This window comes from Maribacter algarum (ex Zhang et al. 2020), assembly GCF_005885635.1.
GTDB classification, from domain to species: Bacteria; Bacteroidota; Bacteroidia; order Flavobacteriales; family Flavobacteriaceae; genus Maribacter_C; species Maribacter_C algarum.
The window spans coordinates 1,526,426-1,543,218 of sequence record NZ_VATY01000001.1 but is presented as its reverse complement, the minus strand read 5'-3'; the positions used below and the strand labels follow the sequence as shown (position 1 = coordinate 1,543,218).

Sequence of the window (16,793 nt, the reverse complement as noted above, 5' to 3'; positions counted from 1 at the left end):
AAATTATGTTCGTACAGTTTTTCCTAAAAAATAGGATATCATCAATGCTACGAATGCGATTATCGAGAATAGCTCTCCTCCATCTTTGGCGACCATGTGTGCCGCAAAAGCTAGTGTTACATCAAAAAAGAATCCTGCATAGGCCCATTCTTTTAATGATTTAGAAAAATTTCCCCAGATAGCAATTAAGCCTAAAATCTTAGCTATTGCTAATGGATATACTAAATAACCAGGGTAATTGACACTCTCAAAATACCCGGCAATTTCCTCAGGGTTTCTCAAATACATTTGAACTGAATAAATCATTATAGAGGTTAAAACCCCAGTGGCAATGTAGTATGCTATTTTTTGAATATTCATGAGAAAAGCTTTCCTGTAATAGTCGACAAGTTAACGAATGCTAACAAAATGGGGAATAAAAAACCCTCCATCATGTTTGATGGAGGGGTTAATGTTTTATCCATTTTCAGATTTACGCGAATCTACGTTCGATTAAATTCATAAATCGTTCTGCGTATTCTTCTTTGCCTTCCCAATTGTTATAATCAGGTTTTACCATATTATCGATAAAGGCAATCGAACGTTCTTCGGTATCAATAGTACTCAATTGCGATAAGACCCGATTATAGTCTTCAGTACTTCCATTGAACAGATGTTTCACAAAAGCAAGACGATTGTTCAAATCAACCTTGATTTCTTTTCCGTTTAGTTTATCATTCAATGACTTCGTAACCGTTTCCTTTTTAAGCTCACTTTTTGCTGGCATAAAAAGTTCTTTGTCATTCTTTATTATTAGGTCTTGATTTCCTAAAAACTCATTCAGAACCTCATCTACATTTGTTTCCGTAGGCATTTCAGAAACCATATCTTTAATAGTATCCATGCCAGGATGTGATATAATATCTTCCTGATGTGGATTGCTCTCAGGTACCCCTGTATTAGCATTTAACACCGCATTTGCCATTTTTTCGAACTTAGCCGCGATGACGTTTTTGGAAACATCAATTTCTATATCTGTCAATTTCTCATCAATAAACTTGAGAACCGCTAGCTTTTCATACAAGGTTTTTGCAGCCTCATACATATCGGTAATTTCGTTCATATCACGGGAAGTAATGATATCAGTAGATAATTTAACTAGCTCTTCTTTTAGTTTTCGTTTCATCTGGACTTCAAATTAAAAATCGGGATATTTTCTTCTAGATATTTAGCAAAACTTGTGCCTTTCTTTGCTAAATTTAAAATTCCGTATTAACAGAACGAAAAAACACCCTATTTTCGTCTAAAATTACAAAATGTTTCTCGAAAATACCGTTAATCATAAAGAACAATTCGGCTGGATAGAAGTTATCTGCGGCTCGATGTTTTCTGGTAAAACCGAGGAATTGATACGTAGATTGAAACGCGCGCAATTCGCCAAACAAAGAGTGGAGATTTTCAAACCTATGGTTGATGTCAGGTATGATGAGGATATGGTGGTTTCTCATGATGCAAATGAAATTCGTTCGACGCCCGTTCCGGCAGCTGCCAATATTAGAATTTTAGGCGATACCTGTGATGTAGTGGGCATTGATGAAGCCCAATTTTTTGATGACGAGATTGTAACTGTTTGTAATGATTTAGCCAATAAAGGAGTTCGTGTTGTAGTTGCGGGACTCGATATGGATTTCAAAGGAAACCCCTTCGGACCTATGCCAGCACTTATGGCAACTGCAGAGTATGTTACTAAAGTACATGCCATCTGTACAAGAACTGGAAACTTAGCGAGTTACAGTTTTCGAAAATCAAGTAATGATGATTTGGTAATGCTTGGGGAAACGGAAGAATACGAACCTTTGAGCAGAGCGGCATACTACAAAGCAATGCTGAAAGAAAAGGTGAAGGATATGAAAGTTGATTCGGAAGAAATTGATTCAACCAAAAAGGATGCTAATGCCTAAAACCGCCGAGACTGTTTTAGAAATCAATCTTAACCATTTAGAACATAACTATCGTTACCTAAAGGGAAAATTAAAACCTGAGACCAAGTTTCTCGGTGTTGTAAAAGCCTTTGCCTACGGAAGTGATTCCATCAAAATCGCTCAAAAACTCGAGAAATTAGGAGTAGACTATTTTGCGGTAGCCTATGTAAAAGAAGGAGTGCAACTTCGAAATGCCGGAATTAAGACCCCGATTTTAGTACTTCACCCGCAAGCCATCAATTTTACAGAACTTATCGAGTGTTGTTTGGAGCCAAGCATATATTCTCCAAAGATTTTGATGGAGTTTTTAGAGGTTGCCAAAGAGTTAAGACAAAAAGAATATCCAGTTCATATCAAATTTAATACGGGTCTAAATCGCTTAGGATTTTGGGAAAATGATATTGATTACATTAAAAAAAAACTTGAGGGGCGTGATGAAATAATAGTAACTTCTATATTTTCACACTTAGCCGCATCTGAAGATTTAAATGAAAAAGATTTCACCCTTAAGCAGATTAGCAATTTTCGTAAAATCACTCAAGAATTTGATGAAAAAATCAATCCTAAGCCTTTCAAACACCTTCTAAATACTTCAGGGATTATCAATTATTCAGAAGCGCAGTTCGATATGGTCAGAAGTGGAATCGGTCTCTACGGATTTGGAAATAATGTAAAAATCGACGCCGTTTTAAAGCCAGTGGCAAGTTTAAATACCATTATCTCACAAATTCATAAGATTGAACCCGGCGAAACCGTAGGATACAATAGAGCATTTACTTCAGAAGGATATCAGATAACGGCAACATTGCCTTTGGGCCATGCGGATGGAATAGGTAGACAATATGGTAACGGGAAGACATATGTAAGCGTAAATGGACAAAAAGCCCCTATCATTGGTAATGTTTGTATGGATATGATCATGATTGATGTTACGAATATTGATTGTCAAGAAGGTGATGAAGTTGTTGTTTTCGGAGGAAATCCTAGTGCCGAAGAATTCGCATCTACCTCTAAAACAATATCTTACGAACTCCTTACAAGCATATCACAACGTGTTAAACGCGTTTTCATAGAATCATAATTTCTTATTTAACATTTCGTTAGGAATCTTTTTTTTTCTTACATTGCATGGCATTGATTTTGCAAATAGTTTAATTAACCAACTAAAATACTAGTATCATGTTAAAAGAATTTAAGGATTTCATTATGACGGGCAATGTCATTGATTTTGCTGTGGCCGTAATTATGGCAGGAGCTTTAGGTCTCGTTATAAACGGTTTTGTGGACCATATTGCTATGCCCTTTGTTGGTCACTTCGCAGGAGGGATGAACTTTGAAGATTTACACGTTGCAATGGACGGTAACGACTATAATACCTTAGCAGCAGCTAAGGAAGCAGGAGGAGCGGTAATCGCATACGGAGCTTGGATTAACACAATAGTTAATTTACTTATTGTTGGACTTGTTATGTTTATGCTCGTTAAGGCATATAACAAAACGAAAGCTCCAGAACCAGAAGCTGCTCCAGCAGGACCAACAGCTGAGGAATTACTTACTGAAATTCGCGATTCTTTAAGAAAGTAATAGAATATCTATCCTAATTCCTATAGGATAGTACCGCTATACTAACCAACCCTGAACCGTCAATCTTGTTATCGCTAACAAGCTTGGCGGTTTTTTAGTTAAGATTTTCAGATAACTACGTATACAAATTGGATTTAGGCTATACTATTTTTGTAGTTTGTTGTTTTTAAAACATTTTGTTATATTTTTAATAATGCTCTAACTTCTTATTGTGCAGAACTAGCTGTTACCATACCTTTGCGCTTCAATTCAAATTAAAATGAAAGTAGCTTTAGTAGGAGCCACCGGAATGGTAGGCGAAGTAATGTTGAAAGTATTAGCTGAGCGTAATTTTCCAATTACGGAATTGCTTTTGGTAGCATCCGAACGTTCAGTAGGCAAAAAATTGTCTTATAAAGGAGTTGAACATACCATCATTGGTCTCGCAGATGCTGTTGCCGCCAAGGCGGATATTGCTATATTTTCTGCAGGTGGGGATACTTCCTTGGAATGGGCACCAAAATTTGCAGAAGTGGGTACCACGGTAATCGATAACTCATCTGCTTGGCGCATGGACCCTACTAAAAAGTTGGTCGTTCCAGAGATTAACGCCACCGAATTGACTTCAGAAGATAAAATTATTGCCAATCCCAATTGCTCGACAATCCAATTGGTGATGGCCTTGGCTCCACTTCATAAAAAGTACCAAATGAAGCGGGTGGTAATATCAACATATCAATCGGTATCAGGAACTGGAGTAAAAGCTGTAAAACAGCTTGAAAATGAAATTGCGGGGGTTAAAGGAGAAATGGCCTACCCATATCCTATAAGTAGAAATGCCTTGCCACATTGTGATGTCTTCATGGAAAACGGTTATACCAAAGAAGAAATGAAATTGGCACGTGAACCACAAAAAATATTGGACGATAGAAGTTTTTCAATAAGTGCTACAGCAGTTCGTATACCAACGGCTGGCGGACATTCAGAATCTGTGAATGTTGAATTTCATAACGACTTTGCGCTCAATGAAATTCGAGGAATTCTTAATGATACTGACGGAGTTACCGTTCAAGATAATCCAGATACAAACACCTACCCAATGCCGATTTATGCGCATAATAAGGATGAGGTTTTTGTTGGACGTATTCGACGAGACGAAACCCAGCCAAATACCGTAAACATGTGGATTGTCTCTGATAATCTCCGTAAAGGAGCGGCCACCAATGCGGTCCAAATTGCAGAATATTTGATTAAAAACCAATTGGTATAATATTTACAATCTAGTTAGATTGCTATTAAAACCATTGACTGCTAGACAAGTCAAGGGTTTTTTTGTGGTATTTTTATGAAGTATTAATCTATATGCCCAATGAAAAAAATAATATTTATACCACTACTTGCGATTTTCCTAGTGGCTTGTCAAACTCAAACCAAAAAAGAACCTATTGTTGTGAATTACCCAACTACCGCCCAAGCTGATTCTGTAGATACTTATTTCGGAACTGAAGTTAAAGACCCATTTCGTTGGTTAGAAGATGACCGCAGTCCTGAAACCGAGGCTTGGGTAAAAACACAAAATAAAACCACTTTTGGATATTTAGAGAACATTCCTTTTCGAGATGACCTTAAAAAGCGGTTGGAAAAAATATGGAATTACGAAAAGATTGGCACCCCCTTTGAAGAAGGTGACTATACCTATTTCTATAAGAATGACGGACTCCAAAATCAATATGTCGTCTACAGGAAAAAAGGAAACGGTGAAGCTAAGGTATTTCTAGACCCCAATACATTCTCTGAAGATGGAACTACCTCCCTAGCTGGACTGAGCTTTACAAAAGACGGTTCCATGGCTGCTCATCTCATCTCAGAGGGCGGTAGTGATTGGCGAAAAGCAATCGTTCTAAACGCCGAGACCAAAGAAATTATGGAAGACACTTTAGTTGATATCAAGTTCAGCGGACTATCTTGGAAAGGGAACGATGGCTTTTACTATTCCAGTTACGACAAACCTAAAGGAAGTGAGCTTTCCGCTAAAACGGACCAGCACAAAGTTTACTATCATAAATTGGGAACTCCACAGTCAAAAGATGAGCTGATTTACGGGGAAAGACCTGATGAAAAACACCGTTATATTGGTGCTGGTGTAACGGAAGACCAAAACTATTTGGTGGTTTCGGCTTCTAATTCAACCTCTGGCAACAAACTATTTATTCAAGATTTAAAAGACCCAAACGGACTTTTAATCCCCATTGTCGACGATACTGAGTCTGATAATTACATCATCGAGAATGTTGGTTCAAAACTTTTTATTGTTACCGACAGAAATGCACCAAACAAGAAGATAGTTACCGTAGACGCTTCCAACCCTAGCATGGAAAATTGGGTTGATTTTATTCCAGAAACGGAAAACGTTCTTTCTCCTAATACTGGTGGCGGCTACTTTTTTGCTGAATATATGGTCAATGCCCTTTCAAAAGTTAAGCAGTACGATTATGACGGAAAGTTAGTCCGTGAAGTAAAGCTTCCGGGCTTAGGAAGTGCTTCTGGTTTTGGTGGTAAAAAAGAAGACAAAGAGTTCTATTTCTATTTCACGAACTATATCATTCCTGGCTCATCCTATAAATTCAATGTCGAAACGGGAGAATATCAATCGTATTGGAAACCTGAAATCGATTTTAATTCCGAAGAATATGAAAGCAATCAAGTATTTTATGTGTCAAAGGATGGCACTAAAATTCCAATGATGATTACGCATAAAAAGGGAATTGAATTAAATGGAAAAAATCCAACAATCCTTTATGCATATGGAGGCTTTAATGTAAGTATTACGCCTTCCTTCAGCATTACAAATTCTGTTTGGATGGAACAAGGTGGAATTTACGCTGTGCCGAACATACGTGGTGGCGGGGAGTATGGCAAGAAATGGCACGATGCTGGCACCAAGTTGCAAAAACAAAATGTATTTGATGATTTTATAGCTGCAGGAGAATATTTGATTGCAAACAATTATACCTCATCAGATTATTTGGCCATTAGGGGTGGCAGTAATGGAGGGCTTTTAGTTGGGGCCACAATGACCCAACGCCCTGACTTGATGAAAGTAGCATTGCCCGCTGTTGGCGTTTTAGATATGCTACGTTACCATACATTTACCGCTGGTGCGGGCTGGGCCTATGACTATGGCACTTCCGAAGAAAGTGAGGAAATGTTTGAATATTTAAAAGGGTATTCTCCAGTTCACAATGTGAAAGCAGGTGTGGAATATCCCGCAACATTAGTAACAACTGGAGACCATGATGATCGTGTGGTGCCCGCACACAGTTTCAAATTCGCAGCCGAATTACAAGAAAAGCAAGCGGGAAGCAATCCGACTTTAATTCGTATTGAGACAAACGCAGGTCACGGTGCAGGAACTCCGGTAAGCAAAACTATTGAGCAGTATGCTGATATTTATGGTTTTACCCTATATAATATGGGCTTCGAAGAGTTGCCAAACCAAGCTGTATTAAGAGAATTTAAAGACTAATTTTCAATATTTAAGAACAAAGTCCGTTTCTTTGATAGAGACGGACTTTTTATTTGTATCACCCCAACTCTGCCAAAGAGAATACAGATAAAACTCAATCAAATTTCGACCTATATAATGCTACAAGTAGATCATGTTTCTTTTGCCTATGATAAAACACTCGTTCTTGAAGATATTAATCTGAAGGTAAATGAGGGTGAGCACGTTTGCATCATTGGTGAAAGTGGTTGCGGAAAAAGTACACTCCTTAAAATAATATATGGCCTGCTTCAAATAAAAACCGGCGAAGTTTATTGGAACGATTCTCAAGTTCTAGGGCCGTTATATAATCTGGTTCCCGGTGAGTCGTATATGAAATATCTTTCACAAGACTTTGATCTTATGCCGTATACCACGGTTTATGAGAATGTGAGTCAATATCTTTCTGTTCTTGAACCTGAAGTTTTGGCAGAACGAACAAATGAGTTATTAGAGATGATTGAGATGACCGATTTCGCACAAACTAAAGTGCGATTTCTAAGTGGTGGACAGCAGCAAAGAGTAGCCTTAGCAAGAGTATTGGCACAAGAACCACAAGTTCTGCTTCTTGATGAACCTTTTAGCCATATCGATAATTTTCGAAAAAATAGTATGCGCAGAAATCTTTTCGCATATCTAAGAAAACAAAATATTACGGTTTTGACGGCTACACACGATCACAATGATATGCTTCCTTTTGCTAACCGTGTTATCGTCTTGCGAAATAATCGAATTATTGCAAAAGATAGCCCAGAGAATTTATATCGAAACCCCAAGGATCTCTATATCGCATCCCTGTTCGGGGAAGCTAATAAAATTCCTATCAATATCGTAAAATCCTACGCGGATACAAAAAGACAAATCATCGTTTACGCACATGAATTTAAGGTTTCAGCAAAATCCGGCCTGGAAGCTACAGTGAAAGGTTCTTATTATATGGGAGGTCATTATTTAGTTGTAGGAACCTATGAAGGACAAGATGTATACTTCAATCATTATGAAGCCTTGGAAGAGGGGAAAGAGGTTTTTTTGAATATCTCAATTGAGGTCATTAACCAAAGAATGGGAAGCGTCTAGTCATGGATAGAGAAAAGATTGTTCAAGAACTCCAATTCAAAGCTGTAAGAAGCAGTGGAACTGGCGGACAACATGTCAACAAGGTTTCCACCAAAATTGAATTGTCTTACGATGTATTTACAACAAATGCCCTATCTGAAGACGAAAAGGAGCGTGTTTTATTAAAATTAAAAAATCGACTTGCCAAGAATGGCTTATTACTTCTTCAATGCGATGAAAGCCGGAGTCAGCATAAAAACAAGGAACTTGCCATCAAACGTTTTTTCGACCTGATTGAGAATGCCTTTAAAGTCCCCAAAAAGAGAAAAGCGACGAAACCCTCAAAAGCTTCAGTTGAGAGGCGATTAAAAAGCAAGAAAAAGGCAGCTCAAAAGAAAGCGAATCGTACCAAACCTGATTTGGATTGAATTTAAGTCAACTTCAATGGCATTTCCCGTAGCCTTTTTCCAGTAAGTCTAAAAACCGCATTCGCTACAGCTGCACCTATCGGCCCCAACGGAGGTTCGCCCACAGCTCCTGGCACACCAGAATTTTGAAGTAATACCACATCAATCTCTTTGGGTGTATTTCGCATTGTAGCCATCTTATACGGACCATAAATTGTTGGCGTTAGTTCACCATCCTCAACCTCCATCTTTTCGAACATTGAAGCACTCATTCCCATAATTATAGCGCCTTCACATTGCGCTCTTACTTGATCTGGATTTACAGCCAAACCAGGGTCCATAGCACAGGTTACCTTATGTACTTTTATTTCATTGTTCTCTATGGATACCTCAGCTACTTGAGCGCAAGGTGTATTTACATCTGTGGATGCGGCAAAGCCCATAGCCCGTCCATTTACAACTTCGTCTGTATACCCCGATTTTTCTTCAGCAGCTTTAATAACTTCCTTCAGACGGAAGCCTCTATCATCATCTTGTATTTGGGCCAGTCGAAATTCAATAGGATTCTTTTTAGCCGCTATGGCAAGTTCGTCCATAAAACTTTCCACAGCAAAAGTGTTTGCTAGTAGCCCCAAACTACGCCACCAACTTGTTGCGAAGGGCAATTTCTTGCGCCATGAAATTGTTCGGTAATTCGGAATTTCCCCATATTGAATCATTCCACCTCGCCAAGCGCCCAAATCTGCGCCCAAAATATGTTCTAAAATACCCGGCAGCATGGGTGAGCCCCAGGCCACATCTCCACTGGAAACATTGTGCTCTATGGCTTCAATCATTCCATTGGCGTCTAACTTTCCCTTTAAAACATGATTTGTTGGCGGTCTGAAGGTGTCATTTTGAAATTCTTCTGTCCTGCTAAAAAAACACTTCACAGGCTTTCCAACGGCTTTTGAAAGTACGGCCGCCTGAATTCCGTTGGGAGTATGCAGTCGTCGCCCAAACCCTCCTCCTAAGAAGGTCGGAACTATGTTCACCTGGTCACTATCTAGTCCGATTCTATCTGCAATTTCATCCCTTGTAATTTTCACCACTTGGGTTGACATCATGATGGTCGCTTTGTCAGCTTCAACATATGCCAGTGCGCCATTAGGTTCAAGTTGGGCATGTGCACCGATAGGACTTTTATATTCCGAAATAATAGTGTCCTCTGAATCTTCTAAAATGTCTTTAGCGCTTCCTTCTTTTTGAATTACGAAAGGTTCTCCCTTTCCTACTGCTATCATTGCCTCAATATCAGAAGTCTGCCAGTTGCGTTCAACTTCCCACTTGGCATCAATCACATTTTTGGCATTCTCTGCTTCCGTTTGGGAATTTGCGATTACCCCAACAAAATCTTTCTCTTTGACTATTTTGACCACTCCTGGCATGCTTTCTGCCTTTAATGTATCAGCATCAATGAACTTGGCGCCAATCTTTGTGGGGCGAACTACCGCGCCATAGAGCATATCGGGCATGGTAGCGTCCATTCCATACATTGGTGTCCCGAAGACCTTATCCTTCAAATCGACCCTTGGAATCGGTTTTCCTATAAACTTATACGCTTTGATATCTTTTAAAGCCGGAGTATCGGGAATTTCCCATTCCGTAACATCTTTAACAGCTTCGGCGTAGGTCATCGTTTTTCTATCCGAAGAAAACACTCCGTTTGAAATACTTAAATTCTCCGCAGAAATACCCATTTTAACGGCTGCCTCGTTTCTAATCATCTCTCGCATAGTAGCGGCCAGCTCTCTCAAAGGAACCCATAAGGTAGATATCGAGGTGCTTCCACCAGTGGCAAAACCATCCATATTACCGGAAGCAGAATTCGCATGAACAACTAGCATTTGTTCCATTGAAACCTCTAACTCATCCGCAGCCATTTGCGCCAGACCCGTAAACGTTCCTTGACCCATTTCTACTTTTGGGCTATGCAATATTATGTTATTCTCAGACGTGACTTCAAACCAAATTATGGGAGCATTTGTATTTCCAACATAAGGCGTTTCCCCCGTATCAATAGCGCCCGCAATACCTCTGCGAATGGGGTTTCGAAACACGTAGGTGCCTACTGCCAAAACTCCAATAGAACCCAAACCTCCGCGAACCAAAAATTTACGACGTGATATTTTCTTCTTGCTCATGGTCTATGAATTTTGTACATCAATATTTGCATTGATTTCTGCATTCAATTCAGCCGCCCTATGAATTGCTTTCCGCATGCGATAATAAGTGGCACATCGGCAAACATTGGTTATTGCATTATCGATATCCTCATCTGTCGGAGCTGGGTTCTTATCTAACAATGCCGCCGTAGCCATCATAAAACCAGGTTGACAGTAGCCACATTGCGGTACTATTTCTTCAACCCATGCTTGTTGTACGGGGTGCGGGTTTTCTTCATTCCCGAGACCTTCAATGGTAGTGATTTGTTTGCCTTCAACAAGTTGAATAGGATAAGAACAAGAGCGTATAGCATTACCATCTACGTGAAGTGTACATGCACCACATGCCGCTTTTCCACAACCAAATTTGGTTCCTTTTAAATCAAGGATATCTCGAATAACCCATATTAAAGGGGTATTACCGTCAGCGATTTCCAAAGATTTAGAAACACCATTTAAAACAAAGGATATTTTCATGAAAAGGGGGTATTGATTTGTATGATAACAAATTACGCAATTTGATTCTATAGCAGAAAAAAGAGGCCTAAAGTATTTCGGAGATTCGTATTTTCTCCCCGTCAAAATCAACCACATCACCAATCGACTTGCCTAAAAGTAGTTTTCCGATAGGGGCTGCCCTTGAAATACAGTAAATGGGATTGGTAGCACCTTCGTAAGCTCCTGCTGAAATTGCCAAAAAGTAGTCTCGCTTTGAGGTTTTAACCAAACTTCCTAGGAGCACTGCGTTTGTCCTCATGGAAATTGATATTCTCGAGAGAATGATAGCCATTCGTTCAACTTCTAGTAATTGTTGTCCTAGTTTCTCCCTTTCCAATTGTAACATGGCCCTACCGGTTTCATGTTTATCACCAGCACTGCTCTTGGTTTCAGAAGCTAAGGATTCTTGAATGTTACTAATACTGTCTTGTATACGTTTTGTTCTTTCCCTAACATACTCTTGACAAAACTCCTGAAGCTCTTTCTTTATACTCATTGAAACGGAAAGATAATCAATTCTACCCTTCAAGGTGATAGAGATCGGCCAATTTATAGATTAAATATCTGACCATTTTATCCTCTGGTAATTTTCCTTTGTACATTTTAAAAATAAAATCTTCGTTTTCAGCCATAAAGTAAAACATATCTCCAGTTCTATCTTCACTGAAGAGATTCCATGATTTTAGTCCAGAAAGCATGTCGCTATGCGCTTTGTACTTTTTAAAGGCCAAATTGAATTTGTCTTGAAAAACTTGATTACCAGCTCTGTCAAATTCTTCGTTTTCAAAGGAATAACGTTCAAATTCGATTCGTAGCTTCCTTTCAGACTTTTGCGCTTCAGCAAGAAGTTTAAAATATGCTCTAGCTACTAGATAGTGAAACTTTTTCTCAAACGTTTTATTAGTTCTAGAACTGGTATATGAAGGCTCTAAGACAAGCATGTTAACATCTTCTGCACTCGCATAAAGGTTATCGTTTTCTTGGGAAGAAAGAAAGCTGCAAAACAGAAATAGGGATAATAGTATGCCTTTTTGAATTAGGTTAAGTTCGTTTTTCATGTGTAGTGTTCTTAATAGAATAATTAGCAGCTATTAAACCGGTTGTTCTAGACCATTTAAATTTCATTGCTGCACCATTATGGGCATAAGACCTAACATGTATAAACTTACATGTGGGAACGGTTGAGTTCTATTAAAACACAGGACTCAGGGCAGAGTCCTATATTTTTCGGGGATGGGCAATATAGGGATAAAATCAACTTGGAGATAAGAAAAAACCATGCTTTTTTGAAAATTCGATGAAGTGAAAATTCAAAACGCTCACTACCAGATATTTATAGAATATTAGTGTAGATTACGATCAACTTTAGAACCCGATCCACCCACTAAAAAGTCTAAATCAGCACCTTTATCGGCTTGTTCTACGTGATCAATGTACATTTTTACATAACCTCTAGACGCAAGCGGTTTTGGAGCCTTCCAAGCAACTTTTCGTTTTTCCAATTCTTCATCAGAAATAGCTAAGTGTAGTTTTCTTTTTTTAACATCTAGATGAATCATGTCTCCATTTTTAACCAAGGCCAAAGTTCCGCCAACGGTCGATTCTGGTGATACATGTAAAATGACCGTTCCAGCGGCCGTACCACTCATTCGACCATCTGAAATTCGTACCATATCAGTAACTCCTTTCAAAATCAGTTTTTCAGGAAGGTCCACATTACCAACTTCAGGCATTCCTGGATATCCTTTTGGCCCAACCCCTTTTAGGACTATAACACTATTTTCGTCAATATCTAGGTCAGGCTCATCTATTCGCTTGTGATAGTCTTCCATACTTTCAAAGACAACGGCTTTGCCTTTGTGGTTCATTAATTTCTTGCTTGCGGCGGAAGGTTTGATTACAGCCCCGTTTTCGCAGAGGTTTCCTTTTAAAACAGCTATTCCTGCTTCTTTCTGAAGCGGTTTTTTCAAAGTTGATATCACATCAGTATCGTAGCAAATGGCATCTTGATAATTTTGGGTTAGCGCCTTTCCATTTACCGTGATGGTGTTCTTATGCAATAATTTTTGAAGCTCCTTTAGTACTACGGGAAGTCCCCCAGCATAGAAAAAGTCTTCCATGAGGTGTTTGCCAGAAGGTTTTAAATTAAGCAAAAGTGGGACTTTGCTGCCAACCGTATCAAAATCCTCTAACTTCAAATCAACTCCAATTCGCCCAGCAATTGCGGTGAGATGAATAATCAGATTGGTGGAACCTCCAACAGCCGCATTAGTAATAATAGCATTTTCAAAAGCCTTTCTAGTAAGTATTTTGGACAGCTTCAAATCTTCTTTTACCATTTCAACGATACGTCTTCCTGATAATTGGGCGAACAACTTTTTTCTTGAATCAGCAGCTGGAATAGAGGAAAATCCCGGTAGGGTCAGGCCCAAAGCCTCAACCATGGTGGCCATGGTTGAGGCCGTACCCATAGTATTACAGTGCCCTATACTTCTAGCAACACAAACCTCGGCTTCGGTAAAATCAGCTGTGGAATACCCTTCTTTCTTCTGTTTTTCCTTTATCATCCAGTTCATTGAACCAGAACCTATTTTCTCACCTCGAAAACGCCCGCTCAACATAGGCCCGCCAGGTACAACGATAGTAGGCAAATCAACACTACAAGCCCCCATAACTGTTGAAGGTGTGGTCTTATCACAACCGGTCAATAGAACAATGCCATCTAACGGATTCCCACGGATGGATTCCTCAGTATCCATACTGGCAAGGTTTCGAAACAACATACTTGTAGGGCGAATAATGGTCTCGCCTAAGGACATTACGGGAAATTCCAACGGAAATCCGCCAGCTTCCAAAATACCTCTTTTAACGACTTCTGCAAAATCACGAAGATGACCGTTACATGGAGTTAACTCAGACCAAGTATTGCAGATTCCGATAACCGGTTTTCCTTGAAAATAATCATCGGGATAGCCTTGGTTGCGAAGCCAAGAACGATGCACGAAGCCCATCTTATCTTTTCCACCAAACCACTCGCTGCTTCTTAGTTTTTTCTTTTTTGCCATTATCGGTTACTGATTTATCCGTTTAAATTAGGAAAAATATGAGGTTTCAAATGAAGAGGGTTGCATTTTTATTCATTTCGCAGACCTAATCCGAGCTAGGAACGATTATTGTGACCTCTAATATGAGACAATATCAATCGTAATTTATGAAAGGGTCAAATCTTTTATTTGCCATCCTCTTTTTTATCATTTCTAATTCTGCAATTAGTCAAAATAGAACTTATGCGAATAAAATTGTCAAAAAATTAAAGGTAACAACCCCAACGAACGAAGGAAAGGTTTATGTCAAAGCCAAATCCATGAAATCAGGAAACATTGGGGTTTTTCTTATCAATCGAAGTGCTAAGGATATAGAGCACTTTATAGGGCATTCAAGCCATATTGAGTTTTCAAAAGAAGCGATCGACCAAAATGGGGAGTGGAAGATAATTGACCAAGAACCTACTCGGTACATTATTTGCGGAATGGGAGTTAGGCATATAAAACTACAACCAGACCACTATACCTGGCAAAAAATTTACATTAAAAAGTATCAAGGTGACTATGAAACCGAAGTACGCTTCACCTATAAATTGCGGGATAGTGTTATACTAGTTTCCAATCCAATCAAAGCCAAAATTGATCCTGTTTTTTTCTTACCGTATCCAGAGAGGTTGGTACATACTTTGAATTTGTTGTTGCTTTCAGATTCTATCCCAAAAACGAAGCAGATTAGAATACAAAGGAATTTAATAAGCGTTTATTCCAGACATAAACCTGTTGAAGAAACTATAGTGCTTTTAGAGAAGTTTGTAAATGAATATCCTGAATCGCTATGGGGAAAATATACCTTATCCAGATTTTACATAAGGTATATCGGCAAACAACAAGAAACTCTGAAAAAAGCAGAAACTCAAACGATACTTTCAAAAGTACTGTCCCTAATTGAGCAAGTTCCTAAAGAAGATGAATTGCGCTACAAGAGGATTCAAGAAAGAAAGAAAATATATCATCAATTGCTCCTATCAAAAGAAGAATGGCTTGCCTTAGACGAAAATCAATATGAAAATAGAGAGGGTGATTTTTATGCTCGATTACTACCATCGAATGTTGAAAAGGTAAAAATTAGATTCAAGTCAGACTAAATCAGCCAATTCTTTCCCTACAAAACTCCCGATCGCAATGCCCATTCCCCCCAATCTAACGCCGCAGAACACATTGTTAGAAACTTGTTTGACAATGGGTTTCTTTTGATTACCCATACCCATTATACCACTCCATCTTCTCTCAATCTCAAAAGGAGTATTGGGAAGAATGCTTTCTTTAAGTATGGTTTCCAATTGGTTTTGAATTAAATCGGTTTCACCGAATTTCAAAGTTTCTTCTCCTTGGAAGTCTAAGTTTCGCCCACCCCCGAAAAGAATTCGATTATCAATATTCCGGAAATAGTAATAACCCTCATCCAAATGGAAGGTACCTTTGATATGCAAATTCTCAATGGGTTTGGTTATTAAAACCTGCGCCCGGGCTGGTTTTACAGTCTCGCTTAGCAATTGAGAAGCAAAGCCGTTCGTAGCGATACATAGCTTTTTGGTTTGAAATTCAAATTGGTCAGTTTGCACAGTCAGTATATCACCATTTTCAGTAAACCCTTCTACTTTAATCGAGTTCAAAATGCTAATTCCGTTTTTCTGCGCTAGTTTCAGTAAGCTTGACATCATCTTACCCGTATCTATTTGGGCTTCCAAACAGTTGGTTACATAATTCTCCTGGATGTTTTTAAAATTGAAACTGTTCTCATTCGTCTGAAAAGCCTTTTTACCGAAAACTGGCATTAGAAGTTGATTTACCCCCTCCAATTCCTTTAAACAACTTTGATACAGGGTATCATGTCCTTTTAGAAACAATTCATGCCCCCCAAGCTGTTGAAAATCCAAATGTATATCTCCGAGGGTTTTTCTGAGCAATTGTATCCCATCCCAACGTTTCTGGACTAGCTCCAAAACCTCCTCTTCGGAATGATGCTCTAAATCTGCCAAAATCTCCGAAATACTTCCGAAACAGGCAAAACCAGCATTCTTAGTACTTGCTCCTTGCGGAAGTGTCCCCTTCTCTAAAATGAGGATTTTTGCCTTTGGAAATCTTTCCCGAAGTGACAGCGCACAATTAAGCCCTACTATTCCGCTTCCAACAACGGTAAAATCAATGTTAGAAAGCCAGGTTTTATATTCCCAATAGCTTAAGTTCATCCCACTAAAATACGAACAAAATGAATGGTAAAAAGAGCTAGGTTTTGATTCAATTTTATGCAGTTTACCGATAATCTATATGAGAGGGTAAACAAACTCATTGGTTTGTTTAAAATAAATCTCCCTGAGATTGCCTTTCGTATCACTGCGTTCTAGGGTGGTATTTCATCGATGAAGCACGATTTTATCTAATAGAGATCGATAAAATACCCCTTTAACCAACTCAGCGGTCGGTTTTCGGGTCTTTAAAAAGTAGGTTCACATTGG

Annotated in this window: 16 protein-coding genes; 8 read left to right on the top strand and 8 right to left on the bottom strand. The window is 38.9% G+C overall.

Annotation, left to right across the window (positions count from 1 at the left end; translation table 11 throughout):
- Positions 1-3: 3 nt before the first annotated feature.
- Both FEE95_RS06610 and FEE95_RS06605 read right to left on the bottom strand, forming a co-directional pair.
- On the bottom strand, positions 4-360 hold the full coding sequence (locus FEE95_RS06610) for a DoxX family protein (protein WP_138657089.1): 357 nt from the start codon (positions 358-360) through the stop codon (positions 4-6).
- A gap of 112 nt (positions 361-472) precedes the next feature.
- The gene (locus FEE95_RS06605) at positions 473-1,165 is read right to left on the bottom strand and encodes a hypothetical protein (RefSeq protein WP_138657088.1); all 693 of its coding nucleotides are present in this window, start codon (positions 1,163-1,165) and stop codon (positions 473-475) included.
- Between the two features lie 130 nt (positions 1,166-1,295).
- On the opposite strand from FEE95_RS06605, the gene FEE95_RS06600 reads away from it, so the two are divergent.
- From FEE95_RS06600 to arfB, 7 genes are all read left to right on the top strand, one after another.
- Complete coding sequence (locus FEE95_RS06600; RefSeq protein WP_138657087.1) at positions 1,296-1,940, top strand: thymidine kinase; 645 nt, start codon at positions 1,296-1,298, stop codon at positions 1,938-1,940.
- Positions 1,933-3,042: an alanine racemase gene (gene alr, locus FEE95_RS06595; protein ID WP_138657086.1), complete on the top strand. Its 1,110-nt coding sequence runs from the start codon at positions 1,933-1,935 to the stop codon at positions 3,040-3,042. The genes FEE95_RS06600 and alr overlap by 8 nt, the downstream gene beginning before the upstream one ends.
- 98 nt (positions 3,043-3,140) lie before the next feature.
- Complete coding sequence (mscL, locus tag FEE95_RS06590; protein ID WP_138657085.1) at positions 3,141-3,545, top strand: large conductance mechanosensitive channel protein MscL; 405 nt, start codon at positions 3,141-3,143, stop codon at positions 3,543-3,545.
- Positions 3,546-3,804: 259 nt separating this feature from the next.
- Entirely contained in the window at positions 3,805-4,794 is a 990-nt protein-coding gene (locus FEE95_RS06585; protein ID WP_138657084.1) for an aspartate-semialdehyde dehydrogenase, read from the top strand.
- A 99-nt stretch (positions 4,795-4,893) separates the two neighbouring features.
- Positions 4,894-7,050, top strand: coding sequence for a prolyl oligopeptidase family serine peptidase (locus FEE95_RS06580; protein WP_138657083.1), 2,157 nt, complete (start codon positions 4,894-4,896; stop codon positions 7,048-7,050).
- Between the two features lie 117 nt (positions 7,051-7,167).
- Complete coding sequence (locus FEE95_RS06575) at positions 7,168-8,145, top strand: ABC transporter ATP-binding protein (protein ID WP_138657082.1); 978 nt, start codon at positions 7,168-7,170, stop codon at positions 8,143-8,145.
- Positions 8,146-8,147: 2 nt separating this feature from the next.
- Positions 8,148-8,552, top strand: a complete 405-nt coding sequence (gene arfB / locus FEE95_RS06570) for an alternative ribosome rescue aminoacyl-tRNA hydrolase ArfB (protein ID WP_138657081.1) — start codon at positions 8,148-8,150, stop codon at positions 8,550-8,552.
- A 2-nt stretch (positions 8,553-8,554) separates the two neighbouring features.
- Here the strand turns inward: arfB and FEE95_RS06565 are convergent, their stop codons facing one another.
- The 5 genes from FEE95_RS06565 to FEE95_RS06545 all read right to left on the bottom strand — a co-directional run bounded on the left by FEE95_RS06565 (position 8,555) and on the right by FEE95_RS06545 (position 14,298).
- The gene (locus FEE95_RS06565; protein WP_138657080.1) at positions 8,555-10,714 is read right to left on the bottom strand and encodes a xanthine dehydrogenase family protein molybdopterin-binding subunit; all 2,160 of its coding nucleotides are present in this window, start codon (positions 10,712-10,714) and stop codon (positions 8,555-8,557) included.
- 3 nt (positions 10,715-10,717) lie between these two features.
- Positions 10,718-11,212, bottom strand: a complete 495-nt coding sequence (locus tag FEE95_RS06560) for a (2Fe-2S)-binding protein (RefSeq protein WP_138657079.1) — start codon at positions 11,210-11,212, stop codon at positions 10,718-10,720.
- Positions 11,213-11,279: 67 nt separating this feature from the next.
- Complete coding sequence (locus FEE95_RS06555; protein ID WP_138657078.1) at positions 11,280-11,729, bottom strand: 3-oxoacyl-ACP synthase; 450 nt, start codon at positions 11,727-11,729, stop codon at positions 11,280-11,282.
- A 22-nt stretch (positions 11,730-11,751) separates the two neighbouring features.
- Positions 11,752-12,291, bottom strand: a complete 540-nt coding sequence (locus tag FEE95_RS06550; RefSeq protein WP_138657077.1) for a hypothetical protein — start codon at positions 12,289-12,291, stop codon at positions 11,752-11,754.
- 285 nt (positions 12,292-12,576) lie between these two features.
- The gene (locus tag FEE95_RS06545) at positions 12,577-14,298 is read right to left on the bottom strand and encodes an IlvD/Edd family dehydratase (RefSeq protein WP_138657076.1); all 1,722 of its coding nucleotides are present in this window, start codon (positions 14,296-14,298) and stop codon (positions 12,577-12,579) included.
- Positions 14,299-14,444: 146 nt separating this feature from the next.
- On the opposite strand from FEE95_RS06545, the gene FEE95_RS06540 reads away from it, so the two are divergent.
- Entirely contained in the window at positions 14,445-15,422 is a 978-nt protein-coding gene (locus FEE95_RS06540; RefSeq protein ID WP_138657075.1) for a hypothetical protein, read from the top strand.
- Here FEE95_RS06540 and FEE95_RS06535 read toward each other — a convergent pair.
- Complete coding sequence (locus FEE95_RS06535) at positions 15,414-16,526, bottom strand: NAD(P)/FAD-dependent oxidoreductase (RefSeq protein ID WP_138657074.1); 1,113 nt, start codon at positions 16,524-16,526, stop codon at positions 15,414-15,416. The genes FEE95_RS06540 and FEE95_RS06535 overlap by 9 nt on opposite strands.
- Positions 16,527-16,793 lie beyond the last annotated feature (267 nt).

Excerpts from the sequence above, each read along its gene's own strand:
- FEE95_RS06610 (WP_138657089.1), bottom strand. The coding sequence starts at position 360 with ATGAATATTCAAAAAATAGCATACTACATTGCCACTGGGGTTTTAACC.
- FEE95_RS06605 (WP_138657088.1), bottom strand. The coding sequence starts at position 1,165 with ATGAAACGAAAACTAAAAGAAGAGCTAGTTAAATTATCTACTGATATC.
- FEE95_RS06600 (WP_138657087.1), top strand. The coding sequence starts at position 1,296 with ATGTTTCTCGAAAATACCGTTAATCATAAAGAACAATTCGGCTGGATA.
- alr (WP_138657086.1), top strand. The coding sequence starts at position 1,933 with ATGCCTAAAACCGCCGAGACTGTTTTAGAAATCAATCTTAACCATTTA.
- mscL (WP_138657085.1), top strand. The coding sequence starts at position 3,141 with ATGTTAAAAGAATTTAAGGATTTCATTATGACGGGCAATGTCATTGAT.
- FEE95_RS06585 (WP_138657084.1), top strand. The coding sequence starts at position 3,805 with ATGAAAGTAGCTTTAGTAGGAGCCACCGGAATGGTAGGCGAAGTAATG.
- FEE95_RS06580 (WP_138657083.1), top strand. The coding sequence starts at position 4,894 with ATGAAAAAAATAATATTTATACCACTACTTGCGATTTTCCTAGTGGCT.
- FEE95_RS06575 (WP_138657082.1), top strand. The coding sequence starts at position 7,168 with ATGCTACAAGTAGATCATGTTTCTTTTGCCTATGATAAAACACTCGTT.
- arfB (WP_138657081.1), top strand. The coding sequence starts at position 8,148 with ATGGATAGAGAAAAGATTGTTCAAGAACTCCAATTCAAAGCTGTAAGA.
- FEE95_RS06565 (WP_138657080.1), bottom strand. The coding sequence starts at position 10,714 with ATGAGCAAGAAGAAAATATCACGTCGTAAATTTTTGGTTCGCGGAGGT.
- FEE95_RS06560 (WP_138657079.1), bottom strand. The coding sequence starts at position 11,212 with ATGAAAATATCCTTTGTTTTAAATGGTGTTTCTAAATCTTTGGAAATC.
- FEE95_RS06555 (WP_138657078.1), bottom strand. The coding sequence starts at position 11,729 with ATGAGTATAAAGAAAGAGCTTCAGGAGTTTTGTCAAGAGTATGTTAGG.
- FEE95_RS06550 (WP_138657077.1), bottom strand. The coding sequence starts at position 12,291 with ATGAAAAACGAACTTAACCTAATTCAAAAAGGCATACTATTATCCCTA.
- FEE95_RS06545 (WP_138657076.1), bottom strand. The coding sequence starts at position 14,298 with ATGGCAAAAAAGAAAAAACTAAGAAGCAGCGAGTGGTTTGGTGGAAAA.
- FEE95_RS06540 (WP_138657075.1), top strand. The coding sequence starts at position 14,445 with ATGAAAGGGTCAAATCTTTTATTTGCCATCCTCTTTTTTATCATTTCT.
- FEE95_RS06535 (WP_138657074.1), bottom strand. The coding sequence starts at position 16,526 with ATGAACTTAAGCTATTGGGAATATAAAACCTGGCTTTCTAACATTGAT.